At 60.6% G+C, this 21660-nt stretch carries 20 protein-coding genes and 1 pseudogene; 2 read left to right on the forward strand and 19 right to left on the reverse strand.

The features are described 5' to 3' along the window. Positions 1–4 precede the first annotated feature (4 nt). The 13 genes and pseudogenes from AC1RWL_RS30815 to AC1RWL_RS30875 form a co-directional block, all read right to left on the reverse strand. The gene (locus AC1RWL_RS30815) at positions 5–235 is read right to left on the reverse strand and encodes a hypothetical protein (protein ID WP_493097310.1); all 231 of its coding nucleotides are present in this window, start codon (positions 233–235) and stop codon (positions 5–7) included. 179 nt (positions 236–414) lie between these two features. Next, entirely contained in the window at positions 415–1122 is a 708-nt protein-coding gene (locus tag AC1RWL_RS30820; protein ID WP_493097309.1) for a hypothetical protein, read from the reverse strand. Between the two features lie 25 nt (positions 1123–1147). Next, positions 1148–1846: pseudogene (locus AC1RWL_RS30825) on the reverse strand (phage late control D family protein); the annotation flags it as partial. A gap of 18 nt (positions 1847–1864) precedes the next feature. Next, the gene (locus AC1RWL_RS30830; RefSeq protein WP_493097308.1) at positions 1865–2293 is read right to left on the reverse strand and encodes a phage late control D family protein; all 429 of its coding nucleotides are present in this window, start codon (positions 2291–2293) and stop codon (positions 1865–1867) included. 202 nt (positions 2294–2495) lie between these two features. Continuing rightward, positions 2496–4643: a phage tail tape measure protein gene (locus tag AC1RWL_RS30835; RefSeq protein WP_493097307.1), complete on the reverse strand. Its 2148-nt coding sequence runs from the start codon at positions 4641–4643 to the stop codon at positions 2496–2498. A gap of 17 nt (positions 4644–4660) precedes the next feature. Further along, positions 4661–4945, reverse strand: a complete 285-nt coding sequence (locus AC1RWL_RS30840; RefSeq protein ID WP_493097306.1) for a phage tail assembly protein — start codon at positions 4943–4945, stop codon at positions 4661–4663. Between the two features lie 262 nt (positions 4946–5207). Further along, entirely contained in the window at positions 5208–5699 is a 492-nt protein-coding gene (locus AC1RWL_RS30845; RefSeq protein WP_493097305.1) for a hypothetical protein, read from the reverse strand. A 507-nt stretch (positions 5700–6206) separates the two neighbouring features. After that, a complete protein-coding gene (locus tag AC1RWL_RS30850; RefSeq protein WP_493097304.1) occupies positions 6207–7319 on the reverse strand; it encodes a hypothetical protein in 1113 nt (370 codons plus the stop codon). Next, positions 7316–7609, reverse strand: a complete 294-nt coding sequence (locus tag AC1RWL_RS30855) for a hypothetical protein (RefSeq protein ID WP_493097303.1) — start codon at positions 7607–7609, stop codon at positions 7316–7318. Before AC1RWL_RS30855 ends, AC1RWL_RS30850 begins: the two co-directional genes overlap by 4 nt. Next, positions 7609–8766: a hypothetical protein gene (locus AC1RWL_RS30860; protein ID WP_493097302.1), complete on the reverse strand. Its 1158-nt coding sequence runs from the start codon at positions 8764–8766 to the stop codon at positions 7609–7611. Before AC1RWL_RS30860 ends, AC1RWL_RS30855 begins: the two co-directional genes overlap by 1 nt. Further along, positions 8756–9106: a hypothetical protein gene (locus AC1RWL_RS30865; RefSeq protein ID WP_493097301.1), complete on the reverse strand. Its 351-nt coding sequence runs from the start codon at positions 9104–9106 to the stop codon at positions 8756–8758. The genes AC1RWL_RS30860 and AC1RWL_RS30865 overlap by 11 nt, the downstream gene beginning before the upstream one ends. 90 nt (positions 9107–9196) lie before the next feature. Further along, the gene (locus tag AC1RWL_RS30870) at positions 9197–9556 is read right to left on the reverse strand and encodes a hypothetical protein (RefSeq protein ID WP_493097300.1); all 360 of its coding nucleotides are present in this window, start codon (positions 9554–9556) and stop codon (positions 9197–9199) included. An 80-nt stretch (positions 9557–9636) separates the two neighbouring features. Further along, positions 9637–9840 carry a helix-turn-helix domain-containing protein gene (locus AC1RWL_RS30875; RefSeq protein ID WP_493097299.1) on the reverse strand — a complete coding sequence of 68 codons (204 nt, stop codon included), beginning with the start codon at positions 9838–9840 and terminating at the stop codon, positions 9637–9639. 284 nt (positions 9841–10124) lie between these two features. Between AC1RWL_RS30875 and AC1RWL_RS30880 the strand changes: the two genes are divergently transcribed. Together AC1RWL_RS30880 and AC1RWL_RS30885 are read left to right on the forward strand one after the other, a co-directional pair. Beyond that, positions 10125–11300 carry a tyrosine-type recombinase/integrase gene (locus tag AC1RWL_RS30880; RefSeq protein ID WP_493097298.1) on the forward strand — a complete coding sequence of 392 codons (1176 nt, stop codon included), beginning with the start codon at positions 10125–10127 and terminating at the stop codon, positions 11298–11300. Positions 11301–11618: 318 nt separating this feature from the next. Beyond that, positions 11619–11855 carry a hypothetical protein gene (locus AC1RWL_RS30885; protein WP_493097297.1) on the forward strand — a complete coding sequence of 79 codons (237 nt, stop codon included), beginning with the start codon at positions 11619–11621 and terminating at the stop codon, positions 11853–11855. A gap of 406 nt (positions 11856–12261) precedes the next feature. On the opposite strand, the gene AC1RWL_RS30890 is transcribed toward AC1RWL_RS30885, so the two are convergent. The 6 genes from AC1RWL_RS30890 to AC1RWL_RS30915 form a co-directional block, all read right to left on the reverse strand. After that, complete coding sequence (locus AC1RWL_RS30890; protein WP_493097296.1) at positions 12262–13788, reverse strand: caspase family protein; 1527 nt, start codon at positions 13786–13788, stop codon at positions 12262–12264. After that, positions 13788–15362, reverse strand: a complete 1575-nt coding sequence (locus AC1RWL_RS30895) for a caspase family protein (protein WP_493097295.1) — start codon at positions 15360–15362, stop codon at positions 13788–13790. Before AC1RWL_RS30895 ends, AC1RWL_RS30890 begins: the two co-directional genes overlap by 1 nt. Positions 15363–15367: 5 nt before the next feature. Next, positions 15368–16318, reverse strand: coding sequence for an OmpA family protein (locus AC1RWL_RS30900; RefSeq protein WP_493097294.1), 951 nt, complete (start codon positions 16316–16318; stop codon positions 15368–15370). A gap of 69 nt (positions 16319–16387) precedes the next feature. Further along, positions 16388–19756 carry a c-type cytochrome gene (locus tag AC1RWL_RS30905; protein ID WP_439616782.1) on the reverse strand — a complete coding sequence of 1123 codons (3369 nt, stop codon included), beginning with the start codon at positions 19754–19756 and terminating at the stop codon, positions 16388–16390. Between the two features lie 111 nt (positions 19757–19867). After that, a complete protein-coding gene (locus AC1RWL_RS30910) occupies positions 19868–21127 on the reverse strand; it encodes a ferredoxin reductase family protein (RefSeq protein WP_439630963.1) in 1260 nt (419 codons plus the stop codon). 238 nt (positions 21128–21365) lie between these two features. Next, the gene (locus tag AC1RWL_RS30915) at positions 21366–21608 is read right to left on the reverse strand and encodes a hypothetical protein (protein ID WP_256115881.1); all 243 of its coding nucleotides are present in this window, start codon (positions 21606–21608) and stop codon (positions 21366–21368) included. Positions 21609–21660 lie beyond the last annotated feature (52 nt).

A 21660-nucleotide genomic window follows, 5' to 3' on the forward strand; every position in this document is an offset into this window, starting at 1 on the left:
CACTCTATGGCGTAGTTGCATATGCCACCGCCACCCTCAACAATTCCGCCTCCATCACGGCCGACAACGGCGCCGGTCGCGTTTCGCCCGGAGCGCCAATCCGTGGCACGGACAACCCGTATCCGTCGACGCGGCGGATCAGCGCGCAGCCCGGCAGCACCAGATCACCTACAGTGGCTGTGAACGTCGCGGCGACCCGGCCGCGGCTCGGATGCATGTCTGTGATTTTGATCATGGGGAACCTTTTTCCCCGGCGCGCATTCCAGCCGCGCAACAGGGGATACCGTGATGGATTTGCAGAAACTCACCCTGGAAGAAATCGTCGCGCGGCTGCGTGAATTGGCCGATGAGATCCGTGCGCAGGCACAGGCCGGCGAGCCAAATGTCAAGGCCGCTTAACCATCGCCGCGAGCATTACGAGAATTTGGAAAGAAAACCCCACCTGCTCGCGAGCCAGCGCTCGGTAATCAACCGCTCGGCGTCCGAGAGGACACGCTCATATAGCAGGATCTCGCCAATGCGGCCCGTCCAGTTGCGGCCGGAATTGCTACGGTCGTTGCCAACTTGGATTGGGCCAGTCATGGACCCGGCGGCGGACCGAATAGCTGAAGCAACGTTCATCGTTCCATCTTGGGTGAGCGTCAAAGCGCCGGCCGAAGCTTCGCCATTGAGCCGGCCCGTGCCATTGAAGTCAAACCCCACCGCGATTTCCGCGATTGTGGTTTTGATGAAAAGGTAATTCGAACTGGTATCTGGCGTCGAGGTCAGAATGCCCGCCCACTGCGGCAAGCTGTTTCCGCCGAACACGGCGAAAGCAGTACGTGTATCTCTGAATTCGCCACCCACGAACTTGGACGTTGAGTTAGGGAACGTCAGGCCGGGTGATAGAAATGATGCGTATTGAGTGGATGGAGCTGGCGCTATAAGATCTGCCGCGCCATGACCATGGCCGCGCCAGCCTATGACGTTGGTGCCGTCAACGATCAGGTCATCCGAGGTTAGCGCCTGATACCAAGCAAAATGGCCGGGAATCGGTGGACCTTTGTCTTTCTTCTTAGGGTTAAGTCCGCCGAAGCCATGCTGAAGGCCACCAAGGCCGTGCTGAAGGCCGTATAGTTTCATATCGATTGTCCTTGATTTTGGACGACTAATTCTCGTCCGTGCGCCCATACCGACGCGTTTTCGTCCACTCGGTGGGCGTTGCCGGAGTGCCGTCAGGCGCGTTGTCGGCGACCTTGTCCTGCGATGGCGTGTTGTCGTTCGCCGCGCCGTCGGTCCCGCCTTTTTTGCTGCCCCCCGACTTTCCATCGTAGAGCTTGGCGCTGATGGCCGTGCGATATCCCTCGCCCTTGGAATAGGAGTGGGTCGCCGTGTCGATGATGTAGGGAACGCCGTCCAGGCCGGGGCGTACGCCCTCGAACAGAAGCGGGGCGCCGGCGACGATCGCAGTGTCACCGATGACGGTAACGGATGCCGCACCCTCGCCGCGCTTCAGTTCCTTCGCCTTGGACTGGGCGGCCTTGTCGGCCTCTGCCGCGTCGGCGTAGGGCTCGGCGATGCGGTAAATGCTATCGCCATCGGCATCGCTGTCCGCCTCGACCTCGACGCGCTTGGCCTGATCCTTGTCCTGGTAGTACGAGACGACCTTCTGATATTTCGTCCGGTCGTTTGCCTCGAAGGTGCAGGTGCCTTGGATGATCCTGGGCGGCGTGACGACGACCGAGCCCATGAACGAGCCAGAAGCCGCGTTGCCTGAGCCGCGCTTCGAGAAGACGAGCTTGCCGTCCTTGACTTTGAATAGGCCATTATGGCGCTCGGCTAGGCGGCGGAGGACGTGAATTGGCGTCTCGTCCTGCTGGCCGAATCACTCATATTCGTGCTCACCGATCTCGCTGTCGACGGAAGCGGAAAGGCCCATGTCACCGGCGAGATCGCCGACGATGTCCTTGACCTTCTTCTTGTCCCAGTGTCGTTCCTTGCGCTCCTTCGCCTTACTATCCCGCATGTCGCGGGCTTTGCCGGAGATGGAAAGCGAGTACGGCAGGCACTTGCCGCTGACCTTGTCGACGACATAAGTGCCGAGACTACGCGCGGCGCCGTAGCCGATCCGGATATCGACAATCGCGCCCTTGCGCGGGATGGCGAGAAACTGCGGAGGGCCGTCATTCAATTCCATCTGGAACGTGTCGGAAGCCAGCCCCTCCTTGTCCGTCACCGAAATGGAGACAAGGCGCTCGTAAAAGCCGCCGGCAACAGGGTTGCCGTCGACCGTGATCTCGACTTTGGGGTTCATGTTACCTCGAAGGGGGTAGTTGACCGTCACGCACCGACGCTGTTTTCTACGCGGCGAGTGGGGAGATGTTGTATGGCGTACGACTGGACTGGACAGCGCACGAGGCGCTTGCGGATGGCGCGGAGGGCGGTTGCCGCCACCTTTTTCCTGATGCCGCTACTGGCCGTAGCGGCCGTGCTTTTCGAGTTTGGCGGCGGATGAGCTAGTCGGAGTCAGCTGCTTCGACGGCGTTTTTGACCGCGCCACCAAGATCAGCCATCACTTCGGCCGCCACGCCCTTGCCGCTCGCGGCTTCTGTTATGTTAAAGTTGTTCGTGATCTTGATTTCGGGTGGCTGCTTGTTCGTCACACGAACGTCGGAAACGCCGCGCGTCGGTCCAAGCAGTTGCCCGATGGTGCCGGCATCGAGGGATAGGGGCTTGCTCTGCAGGCCGTTGAGGAGCTGTTCCACGGTCTTAGGCGAGCCGCCGGTCTGTTGCGGACCCGCCAGGTATGCGTCCATGCTTGCCGCACGCCCGCCGTCGCTGTTGTCTTGCGTCAGATAAGGGTGGCTAGTGTTGGTATCACCGACCCGCCCGAAGATGCCCTCAAGGAACGACTTGAATTTCGCCTGGTTCTTGACCTGGTCGTCATGCGTATCGCCAGGCGTATCAGACAGGATCTGGGGCACGGCGCCGATGCTGGCGTTGACGCCAAGCCCTTTGAACCACGTCCCGACGCGCGACAGCCAGGGGATGACCTCCGGCAGACCGTTCCCGCCTTTCGGCGTTTTCTTCGGATCTTTGCCGTCAGGAAGACCAGGGAAGTCGGCCACGTCGACTAGAAGACCGCCAAGCCCCTTGAGCATGCCAATCATCATCGATGCCCCGGATATGAGCATCATCGCGGCGGCGAACTTCCGGATGGCACCGGCAAGAAGGAGGAAGCCGACGCTCCATTTCAGGGCGCTGACATAGTGTGGACTGAGGTCGCTTAGGAACTTCACGATCGGGTTGTCTTTGATTTCCTTCCCGAAGTCGCGGATGGACTTGCCATAGCCCTGAAACTCGCCAAACAATTTGCCGTAACGGTCAGCGGCGGCGCTCGCGTCCTCACTCCCGAAAATCAAATCGCGCAGACCCTTCATGGCCTCCGCACCGTTGCCGAATCCGAGGCCGGAAAACAGGCCCTGCATTCGCGATTTGAGCTCATCAAAGATCGTGAAACGGCTATCGATCGTGTTGAAGACCTTCGCCAAGTCCTCCGCCACGTCGCCGACCGGTCCAAGCAGATTCGCACCTATCGACGTCCCTAGGTTCTCCAAAGAAATCCGTAGAGACTTGGCCTTCTGATTGGCGTCTTCCATCCGCTTGGCGTAGGCATCGGCTACAGTGCCGTTGGCCTTGTTCGCCTCATCCCGGATACGGAGATAATCGTCGAAGCCGGCAATCATCGGCCGGATGAAGTCTAGGGTCTGCTTGTCGCCGAAGATTTGGGTGAGTAATTCGCCCTTGCCACCTTCGGTCTTTTTATCCAGAAGGCGAATAAAATGCTCGATTGGGCTGACGCCCGTTTTCTTGATCTTCACCAACTCCTTTGTGACATCGACTCCGAACTTACGGAAATTCTTGATCGTCTGCGGCGTTACGATCTTACCCATGAAGTCGGAAAGATTATTCGATGCTGTGGACGCATCGCCGGCGCCACGACGTGCCACCTGAAGCGCGGCGGCGAGATCGTTAACGCCTTCCACGCCATGAATGCCCAGTGTCTTTGCCGAAGCGGTGAGCTGCGGGAAGTACTGGGACATGTCTTTCAGTTCGAAGGCACCCGCGTTGCCAGCGTACGCCATGCCGTCGAGCATTTGGGTTATTTCGGAAGGCAGAACACCGAGGTTCTGCATAGCAGAAGACGACGCATTCGACAGGTCAGCGATGGACGCGCCGGTCGCGGTCGCTGCTTTACCGATTGCCGGGATTGCGCCTTCAGCGTCCTTCGCGGCCGTGCCCATTGTGAGCATCGCGTCCACGCCGGCCATGAGGTCGGTAGTCGACTGGTTGACCTTGGGGGACAGATCAACGAGTCGCTTCTGGAGAACGCCCAACTGGAGCTGCGAAAGGCCGGCCTTGACTCCCATCTCGGAGAGCGCGGCCTGGGCATCGGCGGCAGCGGCGTAGGTCCGCGACCACCCTTCGGTGACGCCCAGGTAGGCGCCACCAAAAGCCATGATCTGTCCCGTCATGCCGCGCAACGGCGTCATCATGGAAGCGGTCTGCCGGTTGAGGATTGAGATCGCGCCGGAGACCTTACGAATAGGACCCGTGACGCCATCCAGAAGTGTAAGCTTGAGGACGCTGCTGAGTGACGCCATTATGCGGTCCCTTTATATTAGTGCTTGCTGTATTTCGCGATGTGCTCGGCAAGCTGGTTCAGGATCTCGCCGACGTCTTCGGGTGCGATGGTGTCGATGATGTCGCGCGAAACTCCGGACAGGCGCGCCAGCAGGTTCATGATCGTTTCGATGTAGATGTCGGCATCAGACGCCGGGGCGTTCGACATCGCAGCCATTTTCATCACGAGCGGCGTGTCCCCAAACATTAGGGGGCGAAGGTCCAGGGCGCTCAGGAATGCCGGGCCGGAAGCAATGGGTTTGGAAAGCTGGATGCGGGTCATTTTGGTCTCCTAGGAACGGAAAGGCCCGCTCAATGGCGGGCCATAATTGGGATGAAGTGCCGCTATGGAGCGGCTAGTGGAACAAAGGTTCGTATTCGGAATTTCAGCCTCAGATTTCCAACACACGAGGCGGGCGATGATCGAGCGCGTGAAGAGACTGAGAGACAACGACGGCACGTTGGTGGCTGCGGCGACGCTGATTCTCGCCGGCCTCGTGATGATCGGGATCCCGCCATACATGCTCTTCGGAAGCTGAGACGGGTCAGACGGCGGACAGGTCAGCCAAGGCCGCGACGACCGTTTCATCGATCGCCGCCTTTATTTCGACCGCCGAAGTCATGCCGGAGAGGCGCGGCGCAACATCGGCCCCGATCCGACGGCACCGCTGACGTACGATGCCGAACTCGTCGACGATGTGCTTTGCTGCGTCGTCGACGGTAACCACAAGCGCACTCTCGCGTTCGAACTCGAGTTGCTTCAGCCTAGCCGCGTAGTTCTCTTTGACGGTTTCTGCGTCTGCCCGCGACCAGAGCGGTTCCCCGTCGATCGCAGCTACCGTTGTCAAGCTGATGTCCGCAGGTTGACGCACGCCGTGATCGAGAAGGCGCCGATCGGTGGCGAGGAAATCCACCGCGCCATCATTGGAGAAAACCAGCAAACCCTTCTGTTTCCAATCGGTTACGGTTTGCCTGGAAACGTCCTTGTAGGCGGCGAAAGCGGCTTGATTTCCGGTTTGGAGGAGGTCATCTGTCAAGTGTCAACCACTTTTCGAGCTAGATAATTTTCGAATCCTCGCGGCTGCGTACCCGCTAGCTGTTCGGTTGGCCGATAGGGTTCCTGTGGTGGGGGGCAACACACCCCCCTCCCAAAGGTACTTCCCGGCCTCCTAGAGCCCTTGCGGGTAGGACGGCCCGAATAGTCGCTCGCTGCAAGTTTTTTGCTGGACCATTTCCTTCCTATTGAGTGACGTAACGCGTTAGAATTCAGTGCTTTGCACATTTGCAAAAGGAAACGCTGTGGCGACAGATCCGCGAGGCGACTTTCAATTTTGGGCGGACAAAAGTCCGAACGCCTGTTTCGTCCACTCATGGGACCGAAAGCTAGTGCCGAAGCTGTGCAATAGACCGATGGATAGCAGTGCTCGCTGGGCCTGTGGGCAACGGTGATCGGGCCGTAGGTGGGGCGGCGCACGCCAGATAGTTTCTGGCAGTGGAGAACTATCTCCTCATATTGAATGCGAACGGCGCGCCACGAAATGGACTCAGGCTGCCACCTTTTTTGCTTTTTTGTTGTCGTTGGCCGGCATTAGGGCCAGCGCGGCCTTTCCTGCCGCTCGAATCAGGCGCTTTCCAGCACGATCAGGGCGGGTTGTCTTGACCTTATGCGCGTCCGCAACATCGGTCAGGTCACCGCGAGCGAGCATCGTTTCGATGGTGAGCGCGACATCTTCCGGCAGGTCCGGAGCGGCCTCCGGTTCGCGCCAGATTTCGGGAACAGCGAGTCCTTGCTTATTGCCACCGACGCGGCCAAACCACGTCGCGGATCGCGCAACGCCATCTGGAAGGCGAGTGACGGTCTCTCCCTCCATCTGCTCCGCCAACCATTCGCGCAGTTCCGTTTTCTCGTCTGGAATCTCCACGCGTGAATGACCAGCCGGGGGGTAAATCTGTGCAGGCATCGGCGTGCCGCGGCGGCGAAGGTGGAAAGCTAGACACTCGGACTCGTAGAGCTTCTCCATAATAGTATCGCGATCGTTGCGGGGTCGGTCGTTCCAGGAGCGCATGTAGCGCTCGACCTGCCAGCAGATCGGGACGCGACTGACCTTACGCGGCGACTGCTCTTCGCGAGGAAGCTGGACGGTGCCTTTCTCGTCAAGCCAGTAGGAAAGAAGGCCCTGCTGCGTCTCCGAGGAGTCCAAGTTGAACATAGCTCGGCCGAGACGGTAGCGGGTGCCACCGACGCGGTACTGTTTGTCCGCTGCTGGTAAGCCGGACCGTAAGGCGCCAGTGCGAGCAGCATGACGGCCCTTGGGGACGATAGCTCGACCATCGCTGGCTGCATCGACAAGGTCATCGAGATGCGGGTGGATGCGCAGGCGGTCGTCGTTGCTGCCCAGGTCGTCGCCCTGATCGTCCTTGTCCCGATAGACGGGATGGAAGTCCCCCGTAAGGGTGGCGATGGCCACGACGGCCTGGGGGTTCCGCTCGGCGAGCCAGGTGAGAGCCGGATAGCCGCCGCGGAAACGCTTGGGCACGTTGTCGTTGACTGGTTTGAGCTGCCCGGGTTTTAGTGTCCTATGGATGGGCCAACCGCGCCACGGTTCGCCGCTATGGGTGGCGCTGGATGCGAACCTTGTGCCGTTGAGGGTGATCATGCTGCCTCCTGTTCAATGGCGTCGTCGAGTGTTAGCCGCCACAGGCTTCCTTCGGTTGTCGGTATGAGTTCGCCGCTCTTAAACTCCTTGAGGACGACGAAGTCGAAGGCGTCCTGCGCCGGACTTGTTACGACACCAACCGCTCGGCAACGCTCGCCGTCGGCATTCTCGGCATCGAACGGTTCGATTGGGAGAAGGCCTGGCGATAGTTGTGGCGCATCTTCGGCCTGCTTTCGGGCGTGCTCTTCCATTGCTGCCAGCATCGCATTATACAGATCCTCGTATTCCATCAGGCGGCCTCGCTATAGGAGATAGCCAGCCGTTCATTGATCTTGCATTTGACGCGGAGGCCGTGGAGTTGATCGGTGTCCGTAACCTCAGTTCCTAGTATCTGCGCGAGCCTCGAAAGGAATATGCGCCCACGCATCTGCACCTTCTGATTGGGATGCTTGAGGTGGAATGTATGCTGCGCATCAGGGCCGTATGCTGGATTGCCCCACAATAGATCGAGAATAACCTTCTCTGTTTCCGCATCGACGTGTTCGACCGTACTGCCTGTGATCGTCGCATGGAACGTGCCGAAGGGGGCGAAGGGGCCGACATCACAGATCATCGGGCCGGGTTCCCAGCCATCATCAGCATCGTTGTCATTGGCTGGCTGAGGCCTCTGCTTTGCTTTTCGCTCTTTCGGCCTGAAGGCGGTAGGCGGGTCGCATTCAAACTCCTCCCGCTCAATCCACTTCGCCAGGGTGAACCGAGGCGCCTCGGCTTTGCCTTGTGCAACCCATGCCGCGAACCATGCCTTGGCTGCTTCGACCATGCGGGCGTGTAGATCAGCATCAGGTGCTGCCTTGGCGTATGCGGCTTTGGCGTCGACCTTCTTCTGACGATGTCCATATGCCTTCCATAACTCTTCAAACCCTCCTCCCGCACCTTCCGCGTCGGTGGCCGTAAGGCCGACCGAAAGCGGCGCCGTAGGCGGGGCGGGTTCAATATCTCTTTCATGTAAGCCGGCCCGTAGGCCGGTTACTGTAAGAGATGTTTTGGTATCGTCCGCAATACCGCTAACGCCTGTAGAGGTATCGTCCGCAATACCGCATGAGGTATTGTCAGCAATACCGCTAGTAGAGGTATCGCCTGCAATACCACTAAGGCAAAGACCGAAATTCAGAGCGTATTCGGTAGGGCGGGTGCCGGCACCCTCCCGTATCACAGTGAAAGCGCCATGGTCCGTAAGTCGCCGAACCGACGCAATGATGTTGGGCCGCGTTGCGCCTGTACGGTCGGAGAGGTAACGCAGGCTGGCACGCGAGTTGCCGAACTTGCCGAAGTATCGTTCGATGATCACGGCAGCCACCTTGTGATCAAGCCGAGTGGCCCATTCCGTATGGATGATCGCAAGGAGAAGATGGTGCTGAGCGAGGAGGCCGTCGGTCTTATCGCTCATCAGAGGCGCGCTCCATCTGACCGGCACGCCACTCGTCGCCACGCTCAAGGCACGGCGCATACATCGCGATACCGTCGTCCGTTCGACCGACTTCACGGATGAAGCCCGCGTCGATGACGCCCTTGATGGTCTTCCACATGGTCTTGCGCTGTACGCCGTAATGTCGGGCTAGCGTATTTGTCCTTAGTAGCGCGAAGCCTTGACGGTGCCACTGCTCGGCAACGATAGCCGGGATTCGCCAGCTATGCCGACCGCGGAGGCGATACGCGCCAGCATTGACATAGTCTGTGGCTCGCTGAATCAGGTCGTCGGTTAGGATGGGTGCAATGATGTTATTCATCTCGATCCTTTCGTGGAGAGATTGCGCACGAAGGCGCGGCCCGCCGACTGGGGTCGGTGGGGTGATGATGGTGATGGTGATGCGGAACGGTTAGGCGGTGCTTGCCTGCGCTTCCAGCGCACTACGGAGCGTCTCGGGAATCGTCCTGCCCCGACTGGCTGCTCGGGTGAGAATGTTGGCGCATGCTTTGCCGCTCAGATAGTATTTCGCAGGAACAGGCAGAAGGCTGGTTTCCACCTGCTGCATGCGGTCGTCTTCCTCATCGCCGATGATCGCGTCAAACACGTCGTCGATGCGGTCGGTTGTTTCACCTTCAGTGAGACCGTGCGCAGTCTCGTAGCCAGCATAGAGTTCATTCGTGGTCGGCTCTGGAAACCTGGAAAGAAAATCGGACGGATGGCAGTGCGGCGTTTGTTGCGATGTATTCGGCGATGGCTTGGGTGCGATCAATAGTCATGAATCCTCCTTGCCGCCGGGTCGGGCGGTTTGATGATGTTGGTGATTTGAAGTGGATTAGGCGGCTAGGAGGCTCATGCGACGGCCCTGCCCCGCTCATCGAGCCATCTGGTCAGAGCGGATCGGCGTGCCGCGACGGTGCCCCCCAACTTAAAATGCGGCAACAGCCCGTCATAGGTCAGGCGATATGTTTGCCGGGCAGAGATGCCGAGATAGTCGGCGATGGCTTTGGCGCCCAGCAACAAGTCGCCGGGAATATTATCGTTAGACGGATTCATGGTGTCTCCTCTGCCGAGCGCAGGACAGTGTCCGGGCGTCGGTTTTATCGTGTTGATTTTGAGAAGTTCGGTGGCCGACCGAAGGTCGGGTTGAGTTGATCGATGCAGACCTCTTGGCCTGCGGCCCGATGACCTTGGTCATCGCTGCGGGCACCACCCCGCGAAGACGAATCCACCACAGAGATTCGAATGTGCGCCTTATAGTTGAATTTGACATCGTTTGTCAAGCCTTTTCTTTCTCTCCTTCATGTGCCACTGTGTGCCGAAACTTTCAGGAGGTCATCTTGGCGAAGATTAAGAAGCGGACCTGGGCCAATGCGAGCGGCAAGCACGAGGCTTGGCAGATGGACTTCACCGACCGGCACGGAAAGCGCCATCGAGAGCAGTTCAACCTAAAGCGCGATGCCGAGAACCGTCTGGCGGAACTACAAGGAACCACACGCGCCGGCACCTATCGCCCTCTAGCCGACCGGGCTGACGTCGCGAAGGCTTGCGAGGCGTTCTGCACCTATATGACGGACCGTCGCGACCGTAGCGAGAAGGTCACGGAGACATATTTGCGCACGACGCGCCAGCACTGCGAGAACTGGATTGATCCTGCCAACGAGTATGTCATTCGTCGACCAGGTTTGGAGCGAAAAGACACGATCGGCTTTAAGGGTGGCGTCGGCTCGATCAAGCTTGCCGACCTGACTGCGGCGCGCGTTATCAAATTCCGAGACGACATGCGGAAGCACGGCGCCGGTGTAGTGACCACCCGTCGCGTTCTTGGGACGCTCTCGCGGATTCTGAAGCATGCGGTCGAAAGTGACCTCGCTACGATCAATGTGGCGAAGGGGGTTCGGGTCATTGGCACCCGCGATGAGGATGGAGAGAAGGTGACGCCTCCATCGAAGGCCGATATCGCAAAGCTGCTTGCCACGGCGGAAGGCGGTGCCAAGCTCCGCGTAACCTTCGCGGCGACTACTGGCCTTCGTGCTTCCGAGCAGTGGGCGCTGCAATGGAAGCATATCGACCGCGACAAGGCACTGGTGAAGGTCGAGCAACGTCTGGATGCTTTTGGCGGCATGGCTGTCACCAAGAGCGCGGCAGGCAAGCGGACGGTGCCTCTCGGCAAAGCTATGGTAGCCGCCCTCACCTCTTATCGCGAGGCAGCAAAGTTTAAGGGCGAAAACGACTATGTCTTCCCCGACAGCCGCGGCAATTTCACCCGCCATACAAACCACACGAAGCGGCTATGGAATCCGCTGGTGACGGCGGCTGAGATAGAGCCGATTGGATGGCACACCCTTCGCCACTTCGCTGTTAGCACCTGGATTGAAGCTGGTCTCCAGCCGAAAGCGGTGCAGACCCTCGCAGGACACGCAAGCTACGCGATTACCATGAATAGGTATGGCCATTTGTTCCCCAGCGACAGCCACCACGAGGCCTTCGACCGGCTCGCAGAGGCGCTAGCATGATTGGCACATAAATGGCACACAGCTCGCTGCACCACCTGAAAAACCAGCCGTTACCTTGTGACTTTTAATCAGTAGGTCCAGGGTTCGAATCCCTGCGCGCTCACCACAAGATCAAAGACTGGTGTCGGCTCAACCTCAAAAAAATTTGTCAGCGGTCCTGTCAGCACAGTGGTTCGACCATCGCTTTCTCCACTTCATCATTCCTGCTGCGTTGGGAAAGATCGAACCGATCGTGGCGCGCTTATGCGGCAAACACGTTGCGCCCTATCTTGAGGGTACGGATGCTGCTAGCACCATTGGGCAACAATGGAGAAAGCCGTGACCCTCAACGAAAAATTCAAAATCATTCTCGGCGCCTTCCTTAGCCCACGCTATGGGGTCTCGCCTTCCGCCCCGCGCGGCACGGTAGAAAACTACTCCAGAAAACATGGGCTGGCCGGCCTGGACTTTTCCGAGACCATCGAAGCGGCCATAGGCGCGGGATTGATCTCGATCGGATCCGACTCGTCGTTCTCAATTAGGGAAGCCGGCCGCACCAAGCTGGCACGACGCTAGCCAACGGGCTTGTTCTAAACGCCTAGCCGCAAGCGAAGAATGGCCAGGGTGTTCTCCCGTAAGGCGGCCGCCGAATAGGTTTGGTGTTCCTCGTCAAAACTTCACCGGGTTAGCACTTTCGGAAGTATCAGGCCTAAAGCAGCTTCCAAATTGGTCCTGCCTTCGGGCAAGTCTCGGCCCCGCTCGAACCAAAGCCGGTGAAACGCGTTATTGTGCGCTTCGCTATCCGTATTGGATTTATTCAGAGAGGGCGACGCAAGGCGCGAGGTCAGTATAAGTCCCGACTGTCCTCGTTCCAAAGGAGAAACCAGGACGACGTTTCCAGAAATATTCAAGCATGCCTTAAACAGGCTTGTTTTTCGCCGGAACCAACGGGTTCCGGCGAGAAGCGCCTTGCCGAACTCGATCAGTAGATCGTGTACTTCAGCAATCCCAGTGACCAGTTCACGCTGCGGTTTTCGGTGTCCCTCGTCCAGGTCTGCTTCAGCGTGCCGGCGATGTCGGCGATGGTGGTTCGGGCGTCGAGTTCCTTGGTCAGGCCGTAGTCGTTGGGGGCGACCTTGGTGAGGTCGACGTCGTCGGCGACGACGATGGCGACGAGGACGTTTTCGCTCGGGCCTTCGGCTTCGAAGTCGAAGCCATAATAGTCGTCCGGGATGGTCATCGGCATGTTTGCGGTAAGCGGCGTGATCTTCTGGGCCGATTCGTTCGGGAAGATCTGGGTCGCCTTGCCGTCCTTGGCGACATCGTAGAGGATCAGGTGCCCGCCCGTGCTGCTGGTCACGGTGATCTTGAAGACGTCGCCGTGTTTCAGGTAGTCGGAGGAGAGCACGACCTTGACGTCGCCGGTCTCGGGCTTGCCGAGGATGTCACCGACGGCGTCGACCGGGTCGGCAGCGACATAGGCGGTCTGTTGCGTGTTCTCGACCTTCACCTCCTCGACCTTGCCATAGTCGGGTGTCTGTTGCTGTGTTTGCTGGGTGGTGGTGTCGGCGGTGGGTGTCACGGCGCTGGCGCCGAGCAGTGCGTAGTTGACCTCCAGCTGCGGGTCGAGGCCCTGACACTGGGTCTGCGCGGCGCAATAGGTCTGCGACTGTTTCTTCACATATTCCAGCAGCTCGGCATTGGAGACGATGCCGTTGCCGTTGCTGTCGCCGGCGGTGATGTCGTGACCGTTCACATAGGAGAGCGTGAAGACGCCGTGGCGCTCTTCCGGCGGCAGGCGCGTATCATCCCAGGCGACCTGGTAGGAGGATGCGGCACTCCAGGCTTCCACACCGTTCTGCTTGGCGATGTCGGGCTTGTCGACCACGGCGACGTCGATGCGCAGGCCGCGCATCTTCACCGCATCCACCGGCTTGGCGAAGGGGCGCGGCAGGAAGCGTGCGCTTTCCAACGATTCGCCGACATCCGTCGAGAGCGAACGCGAGATCGTGCCGGAATGGCAGGCGTCGATGACGATGGAGACGGCGCGGTCCTTCAGCTTGGCGAGCATCGCGTCAATCTCGTCGTCGAGGATGACGTTCGTCCAGTCGCCATCGCCGGCGGCGATATCGAAGGTGGAGAGCGCTTCGTCCAGCCCGTCCTCCTCGTCGCCGCTGGCATCCTTCACCTGCAGGCCATGGCCGGAGAAGTAGAAATAGACGCGGTCGCCCGGCTGCGTGCCGTTGACCAACCATTCGTCGATGCTGGCGAGGATCGCGGCGCGGGTCGCATCCTTGTCGAGCAGCACGCGGATCGATTCCGGCGCAAAGCCCTGTTTTTCCTTGAGCAGCTTCTCGATCAGCGGCACGTCGTTCTTCGGCCCTTCGAGGAACATCTTTTCGGGCAGCGTGGCATAGGTGCCGATGCCGATCAGCAGCGCCTTGTCGGCGGCTTCGGCGCCTGAAAACAGGCAGAGCGAAAGGAGAAGGGCTGCCGCGTAACGGATCATCAGAGCGTTTCCCGCGTATAAAGGGGTTGGATGGCGACGCTCGCCTCCTTGCCGTCGAGCCGCGTCAGAAGCGCCTGCAGCAGGGTTTGCGAGGTCACGGCACGGTCGGCGAGCACCGCGCCGATCGCATCGACCGGCTCGGCGGTCCAGATCGTGATGAGGTGGTCGGCGCCGAAGGGTTTGACGATCTCGACATCGGTCAGCTTGAACTGCGAACTTGTGGTGCCAGCCGCCTGCATGTCGAGGAACTGCACCTCGCCCGTATTGGCGAGGTTGAAGACCAGCATGTTGGGGTAGCGGCCGGGCGGCGCGTCGAAGCGCAGGCGCGTGCCGGCGGCATAGATGTCCTTGACCGGGGTCAGCGAGACGGAGCCCGGATTCTGGCTTGCCAGCGCCTTCAGGAAGTCGAGCAGCACATATTTGTCGACCACGGACTGGATGCGCTCCGCATCGACATTTTCCGCCGCGACGTCGCCGTTCGGCGTGTAGAAGACGCCGCTTGCCACATCCCAGCGGAAGGGCGTGCCCGTGCCGTCGGCGTTCTTCGGCTTGTCGCCGGCGCCATCGATCTGCAAGGCGATGTTGCCGGTCCAGCCGAGGTCTTTCGCGGATTTGATGGTCTTTTCGGTGACCGGCGTCGTGGCGCCGTTGTCATTGTCGGCCGTCTCGGTCGTCGTGCCGTTGTTGACCGGAATGCCGCGGGTCAGCGTGACGACGACTTCGCTTTCCGAGCGCGCCACCTGCGGCATGAAATTCGGCACCTGCAAGGCTTCCGAGCGGTTTTTCACATTCGAGAAGATGTAGTCTTCGAGCTCGATGCGCGTGATGATGCCGTTGCCGTCGCGGTCGGCGCTGCCTTCCACCGCACGGGCGAAACTCCAGCTCAGCGCGCCGCGCGGCTCGCCGTCGATGATGACCTCCGGCGTCGGCTGGCTTTCCAGCGAGGCAGCCAGAACCGTCACCTGCTTGAAGTCGATGTCCTTGAGGTTGGCGCCGGCAATCGCTTCCTGCGAGGGCGGCGCGAGCTTCACCGTGACGGCGGGCGCCAGCCGAGTCTTGCCCGTGACCGAGCGGCTCATGCCGCCGGAAAAGCAGCTGTCGGAAACGAAGAGCACATGCACGCCCTTGCCTTCCGCTTCGCCGAACCAGGCGTTCATCTCGTTGTCGACGATGATTTCCTTGGACGTTTCTTCGTAGCGGTTTCGGTCGAAGCCGGGCAGCTGGAGGAATTCGTCGAGACCGTCCGCCTCGTCGCCGGCGATGAGCTCGGGCATCTGTGCGCCGTGGCCGGCATAGGTGAAGATGATCGTATCGCCGGAGGCGGCCTGCGCTACCATGTCGGTCCAGGCCTTGCGGATATCGTCCTTGCGTGCCTCGGCATTGGTGAATTTCGTGACCGTGAAGCCCGCCGCGCTCATCGAGCGATAGACGTCCTCGGCGTCGCGCACCGCGCCGTCGAGGCTGACATCGTTCGGATATTGGTCGACGCCGACGACAAGCGCAAAAGTCTGCGCCGCGAAGGCGGGACCCGGCAGGGCGACGGCGAGGGAAAGCGCCAGTAATCGAGGCAGCATTTTCATCATTCCACGTCCACTTCCACGCGGCGATGCAGCTGGTTCATCGTATCCGTATCGTAGGCGCTGGCATCGTCCGGCTTGAAGGGCTGGTCCTCGCCCTTGCCTTCGGTGGTGATGGCACCCGCATAACCGGCGGTGGAGAGATAGGATTTCAGCGTCTCGGCGCGGGCAAGCGACAGCTTGTAATTGGCGTCCGCCGAGCCGACGGGGTCGGTGTGGCCGATCAGCTTGATCGAACCGGGCTTCATCGTCTTCAGGCATTCCGCCAGGTCTTTTGCGGCCTCGACGCCTTCGGGCGTGAAATCCGCCGTGCCGAAGACGTAACGCACCGGGGTGGACTTCTTCTTGATCTTCACGCCGCGGAAGGAGACCTTGCACCCGCCGCGCATGGCGAGCTGTACCGGCCGGGGCGAGGCAAGCCGCATTTCGCCCGCGAGCTTGTCGAGCCGCAGGATGTACTGCTCGTCCGGCGCCATCCAGTCCGGCGTCATCGTCTCGTTCGAGCCGTCTTCCAGCGCAAGCTGGTAGAAACGTGCGGCCTGTTCGTAATCCTTGCGCTCGCGGGCGAGGTCGCCGAGCGCGTCGTAAACCTGCCAGGGGCCGCCATACTGGCGCTGGAGGTCTTCCAGCTCCTGCTGGTGATCGGCGAGCTTTCCGCCATTGCCGACGGTGGTCGCGATGCGGTTGAAGGCGGTGAGCGAGGCGACGCGGCCGGTCAACGTGCGCTCGTTGGCGCTGCAATTGGCCGTGCTCGCGGTCTCGGCGATCGAGCGGGCTTTCTGCTCGTCGCCCGCATTGAATGCCTCGGTGACGCCGGTGTAGGCATCGCAGGCGGCCGTGGCGGGCGCTGCTCCGGCCAGTGCGAAGACTGTCGACGCAAGAGCAATTCCAGCAAAAGTGCGAAGCGGTTTTGCGCCCGCTATCGCGTCAAAGCAAAGAGATCGCAGCAGCATTGTCGGTCCAGCCCTCATGTCCTCGTGGAAAAGTTCAGGCAGGGATCCAAAGGACCCCTGCCCGGTTTGTCACTTGATCTCGAAGGTCACCATCTGCAGACCGCTTGCCCCGTTGTCCTTCTCGGCCTGCTTGGCGAGATTGATGGCGAGGCCGCGCGTCAGCGGCTGCTTCGAGTTGGCGACCAGTTCCTTGGCCTTTTCGGCCGTCAGTTTCTGGTCGCCGAGACCGCCGATCTTGCAGAAGGCGATCATCGTTTCGCCGGGCGACGGCGAATCGAAGGTCAGGTTACCCGTTCCCGGCTGCGGGATCAGGCGTTTTTCGCCGGCATTCAGCGTCGTCGAGCCGATCATCACATCCGGCACGATTTCGACATTGCCGGTGTCTTCGACATACATCAGCTGAAGTTCGCAGGCGTGGTTGGTGCTGAGTTCGAAGCTCAGATAATCCCCAACCTTGGCGCTTGTCGACGCCACATGCACGGCAAGTTTCACCTTGTCGGCCTGCGCCTTGTCGTCCTGCTTGTAGGCCGGCACGGCATAAGCCGTGTTGGCACTCGCCCCCGCATACTGGTCGCCCGTCGCCTGGCCTTGTGTTGCCTGGCCCTGGGTCTGCTGCTGGTAGGCGTCGTTGTTGACGGCCTGTTCCTGCTTTTGTTCCTGCTTCTGCTCGGGCTGCTGGTAGCCGGCATTGTTGTCGACCGGCTGCTGGTAGTTGTTGTCAGCCGTCTGCTGGCCCGCATTGGCGGCGTTCGCATCCGGGTTGACGCCGCGCTTCAGCGGATCGAGCTGGAGAAGCGGCTGGAGCATGAAGGCATATTGCTCCTCGACCTCGACGCGCGGGATCGTGGAACCGGCTTCGAGTGTGGCAACCCAGTCGAGGCCGATGCGCAGGGCATTGACATCGGTGAGGCGACGGATGTCGGAGGAGAATTCCTCCGGCGTCATGTCGAACTCTGCGGCAAGCTGCTCGAAGTTCAGTTCGTCCTCATACTTGTCGGCGAAGTAGGTGAAGATCTCGGCACCGCCGGGAGCCTTCAGGCTGGTCAGGCCGCCACCCGAGGTCGGCTCGGTGATGCCGAGGCGATCGAGGGCCGCGACGAAGCGGTCCGTGTCACGCTTGTAGACCTCGTTCAGCTCCTCCTGCGGCACGTAGACGGCGAGCAGCTCGTCCTGCTGGTCCTTGGAGAACAGCGTGGACGTCTCGATATGCTCGCGCAGCTGGTCGCGCTTGGAGAGAATGCCGTCGAAGTGGCAGTCGAAGCACGAGCGAGCATTGATGATCTCGACGCCCTTGCCGATCGGCCGCTTGCGGAAGGAGACGATCGCCGTCGGGCCGATGTCAAGCTGGTCGCCCTTGTCGGTCGAGAGATAGTAGCCCTGCATGCCGTTCGGAAGCGAGAAGATCATTTCGCCGCCGTCATGATCGAAGGGCTCCAGGCCGGCCTTGAGGCGAATGCCCTCCGGACCCGCGGGGAAGCGCTTCAGCACCTGCTTGCCGACGTCGCCGGCAAAGTCATAGGACTTCCAGTAGTAGCCGCCGAACGGCATGTCGTGCCGTTCCAGCATGCGGTTGTGGTCGGACACACCCGAAGAACCATCCGCAAAGCCGGCGCGAACGATACGACGGCGCTCGATGTTCTGGTTGACCGGCACACCGAAGCGCTTTTCGAGCTCGGCGATGTTGGTCGGCAGCTTCATGAGGCGGTTATAGACCTTCGGCCGTGCGCCGTTGCTCATGAACCAGTCGACACGCATGATCGGCAGCTGCGTCTGCGTTGCCTTGGCAAGCGAGTGAAGCTGCGCGTCGCTCGTCGGGTCGACGCCGTAGAAATACTCGTTGATCAGGAAGTTGTAGTCATCCTCGCTCCATTCGAGATCGCGCAGGTCGACGCGCACGAGCAGGCCGTCGGTCCCTTCGACTTCTTCCGGAAGAACGAGCTCCGGCCCGTAGGAGAGCGAGTTGAGCAGTTTCTTGAAGCCGCCGGCGAGAACCTTCATGCGTTTCAGGAAGGTCTCATGCGATTCGCAGCTCATCATGCCGTTATACTGGTCGCGATAGCTGAAGTAGCGCATGAACGGTTGGTCGTGTTCGTCGACCTTGGAGATGTCGCGCAGCGCCAATTCGACGAAATCGAGGTATTTCAGCATCGGCCGCGAGCGCTTGGCTTCCGTCGCGGCGACCGCCGTCGGGATATCCGACTGGTTCAGCGAGTTGATCCAGGTGGCAAGGCTCTGCACTTCTTCGTCGCTAGGACGCTTGCCGAGCGGCATGCGGCCGCTGGTGACGCTGGTATAGAGCAGCGACTTGGCGGCATCGCCGGGCGTCACGAAGGCCGGATTGGCGGCGATCGAGGCAAGGTCGCCCGCCGGGAAGGACCCTTGCGAGCTTTCGCCCGGGCCGTGGCAGTTGCGGCAATATTTGCCGATGAAGGCATCGGCGGCAGATGCGGATTCCGCGTTGCCACCGCCAGCACTCAGCGCCGTTTCAGGCGTCGATTCGCTGCAGACAGGCGTTTGGCTCTGCTCGACAGGTGCCTCTACGGGTATCTCGCGATCCGCAAGGAACGCGTACATGGCCTGCTTGTCCTCATCGGGCAGCGTCGAAAGGCCTTGGGCGATGCGACGCATGACCGGATCGGACAGCGGCGAACCGGAGAGCTTCTTGCCCTCGTCGATAAGCCCCTTGGTGAAGACGGTATGCGAAGCAAGACCGCTGATGCGGGCCTTGGTGATATCGGGCGCGACCGCGCCGGTCAGGCCCTTCTCGCCCTCGTAGGCGCGGGTGAGATCAAGACCATAGGTCGTGGTGCGCGGCGTGTGGCAATCGCCGCAGCCGCCGACATTCTCGATCAGGTAGCGGCCGCGCTCCATCTGCGTTTCCTCGCGCGGCTGGAAGGCCTGCACGGTGAAATGGCTGCGCTTCCAGAGCGTGATCGTCGTCTGGCGGCTGAAGGGGAACGCGATCTCGTGTTCCTTCGAGGCGGCATCCGATTGCGGCAGCGAATCGATGTAGGCCTTGATGTCCAGCACGTCCTCCGGCTTCATGCCGCCGTAGGAGGTGTAGGGCATGACCGGGTAGAGGTTGTCGCCGTTCTTCTTGAGGCCGACCATCACGGCGTTCAGGAAGTCCGCATTGGACCAGCCGCCGATGCCGTTCGGATGGGCGGAAATGTTTGGCGCGAAGAATTTTCCGATCGCCGTCTGCATTTCCATGCCGCCCGAAAGCAGTTCGATATTGTCGCCCGAGCCATGGCAGGCGCCGCAGCCGGCGGCGCCGAACAGGATCTTGCCGTTATCGGCATTCGCCTGGTAGGTGCCGTAGGCATCGGCCGCGAACTGATCGATGGCGTAAGCCCCCGCGGGACAGAAGATCGCCAACGCAAGGCCGAGAGCGGCAGCAAGCCGGGCACCCGAACGGACGAATGATGTCTTGAACATGCGCATGGCTTGTTCCCTTCGCTCCAAAAGGCCGGCGAACCGGCTGGAAATCCATTTCTTTCACACAATTCCAAAGGCGAGACCGCTTTGCGCGCTTTCGCCGAAACTGCTCTACCGAAACTCGAAACGCTCGAACTCGACCCGGCGCGGGGCCTTGCCGAGTTCCCTCAACCCCTTTTCGATCGCCAGCCGCAAGGGCGGCGGTCCGCAGAACCACAGGTCCGCTTCTGCCGGATTCATGCTGGTCCCCGCCACGAGCTTCGTCGCATCGAAGCGGCCGTCGACCGCCGAATTGTGCAGGACGAAGTTGAAGTTCTCGAGCTTTTCTGCCTGCGCGCGGAACGTGTCGAGACCGATCGCCTCCGCCCCGTCGCGCACGCAGTAGACCATGTGGATATCCTGCCCTTCGTCGCCCTTCAGCCGGCTCGCCATGGCGAGGAACGGCGTGACGCCGATGCCGCCGGCAAGCCAGATCTGCTTCTTGCCGCCGCGCTTGTGGTTGAAATGCCCGTAGCCGCCTTCGAGCGTCAGCGCATCGCCGACGGCGACGCCCTCGCGCAGCGCCTTCGTATAGTCGCCGAGCGGCTTGATGGCGAAGCGGACCGAACCGTCCTCGTCGATGCCGGCGATGGTGAAGGGATGCGGCTCGCGAAGCCCCGCCTTGTTGACGCGGAAGAAGCCGAACTGGCCGGGCATGGCCCGGAGCTTGCGGTTGATCGGCCTTGCGGAAATGATCGTCGCGCCCTCGTGGCGCTCGACATTCACCACCTCGTAGCGGCGGGTGCGAAGCCAGGGCAGCAGTTGCGTGTAGGCGTAGCTGACGATGCCAACGGCCGCGAAGAGGTTCAGGTAGGTCGCCAGGAACGCCGTGCCGTCATAGGGCCGCTTGATGAACATCTGGTGGAAGGCGACCATAACGAAGAGCAGGCCGATGAAGCGGTGCGTAATGCGCCAGTATTGATAGGGAATCTGGAATCGCGTCTTCGGGATCACCTTCACGATGCTGAGGATGAGCAGGAAGACGAAGCCGTAGAAGGCCCACTCGCCCATCGTCGCCGCGAGAATGTTCAGCCCGCTGGTGACGGCAAGGCCCTGGAAATCCGGTGCAATGAAATAATGCACCAAGATAAGACAGAGCACAGCAATGCCGATCTTGCGGTGGAACTGGTAGATGCGGTCGAGCCCACCGAAAAGCCGCTCGATGAAGGGCGGGCGCGTCGCCATGAACTGCGCGATCCCCATGGCGACGAAGGCCATGGACGAGGCCATCAGCGAAAAAGTCGTGCCCGCATTGGTATGGCTGACGGCCGGCACGGCCAGCAGGCCGGCGAAAACAATCAGGATTGTTGCGATGATGGAACCCGCAGTCAACGTATGCCCCCACAATTCAACTGGACGGTCCGAATTCCAGGGGCATGCTGGCAAGGCCCATGACGTTCGTCAACCGCATTCGTCCTATCGACGCGTGGGCGTCCGGCTTTATTCGGGTTGGTTTCGCATGCGCGGGAAGAAGGCTGGAAAAGGTCACCCAGGGAACATCAGGAGCGCGAAAACAGACGCGAAAAGGGCGCCTCGCGGCGCCCTTCAATCTGCGGTTTCAAAGGGGCGGCTACTTGCCGAGCCGCTTGATATCCTCGCGCGCCCTGTCGGCGAGCGGGTGTTCGGGATGGCGCGCGATGAAAAGCTCCAGCGCGTCGCGCGTGCCCTTGGACTTCAGATTTTCATATTCCGCCTGTACGGCTTTTTCCGGATCAGACGGTCGCGCCATGATGCCGCCGGTGCCTTCGGGCGCCTCTCCGGCCGCGGCGAGGACAAGGCAGGTCGTGGCGACAATGGTTATCTTCGAGAACAATTTTAACCTCCGGTCGAATAGCATTCGGCGATCATCCGTTCTGTGCTACGAG

The organism is Shinella sp. GW821-FHT10F02, from assembly GCF_058809275.1.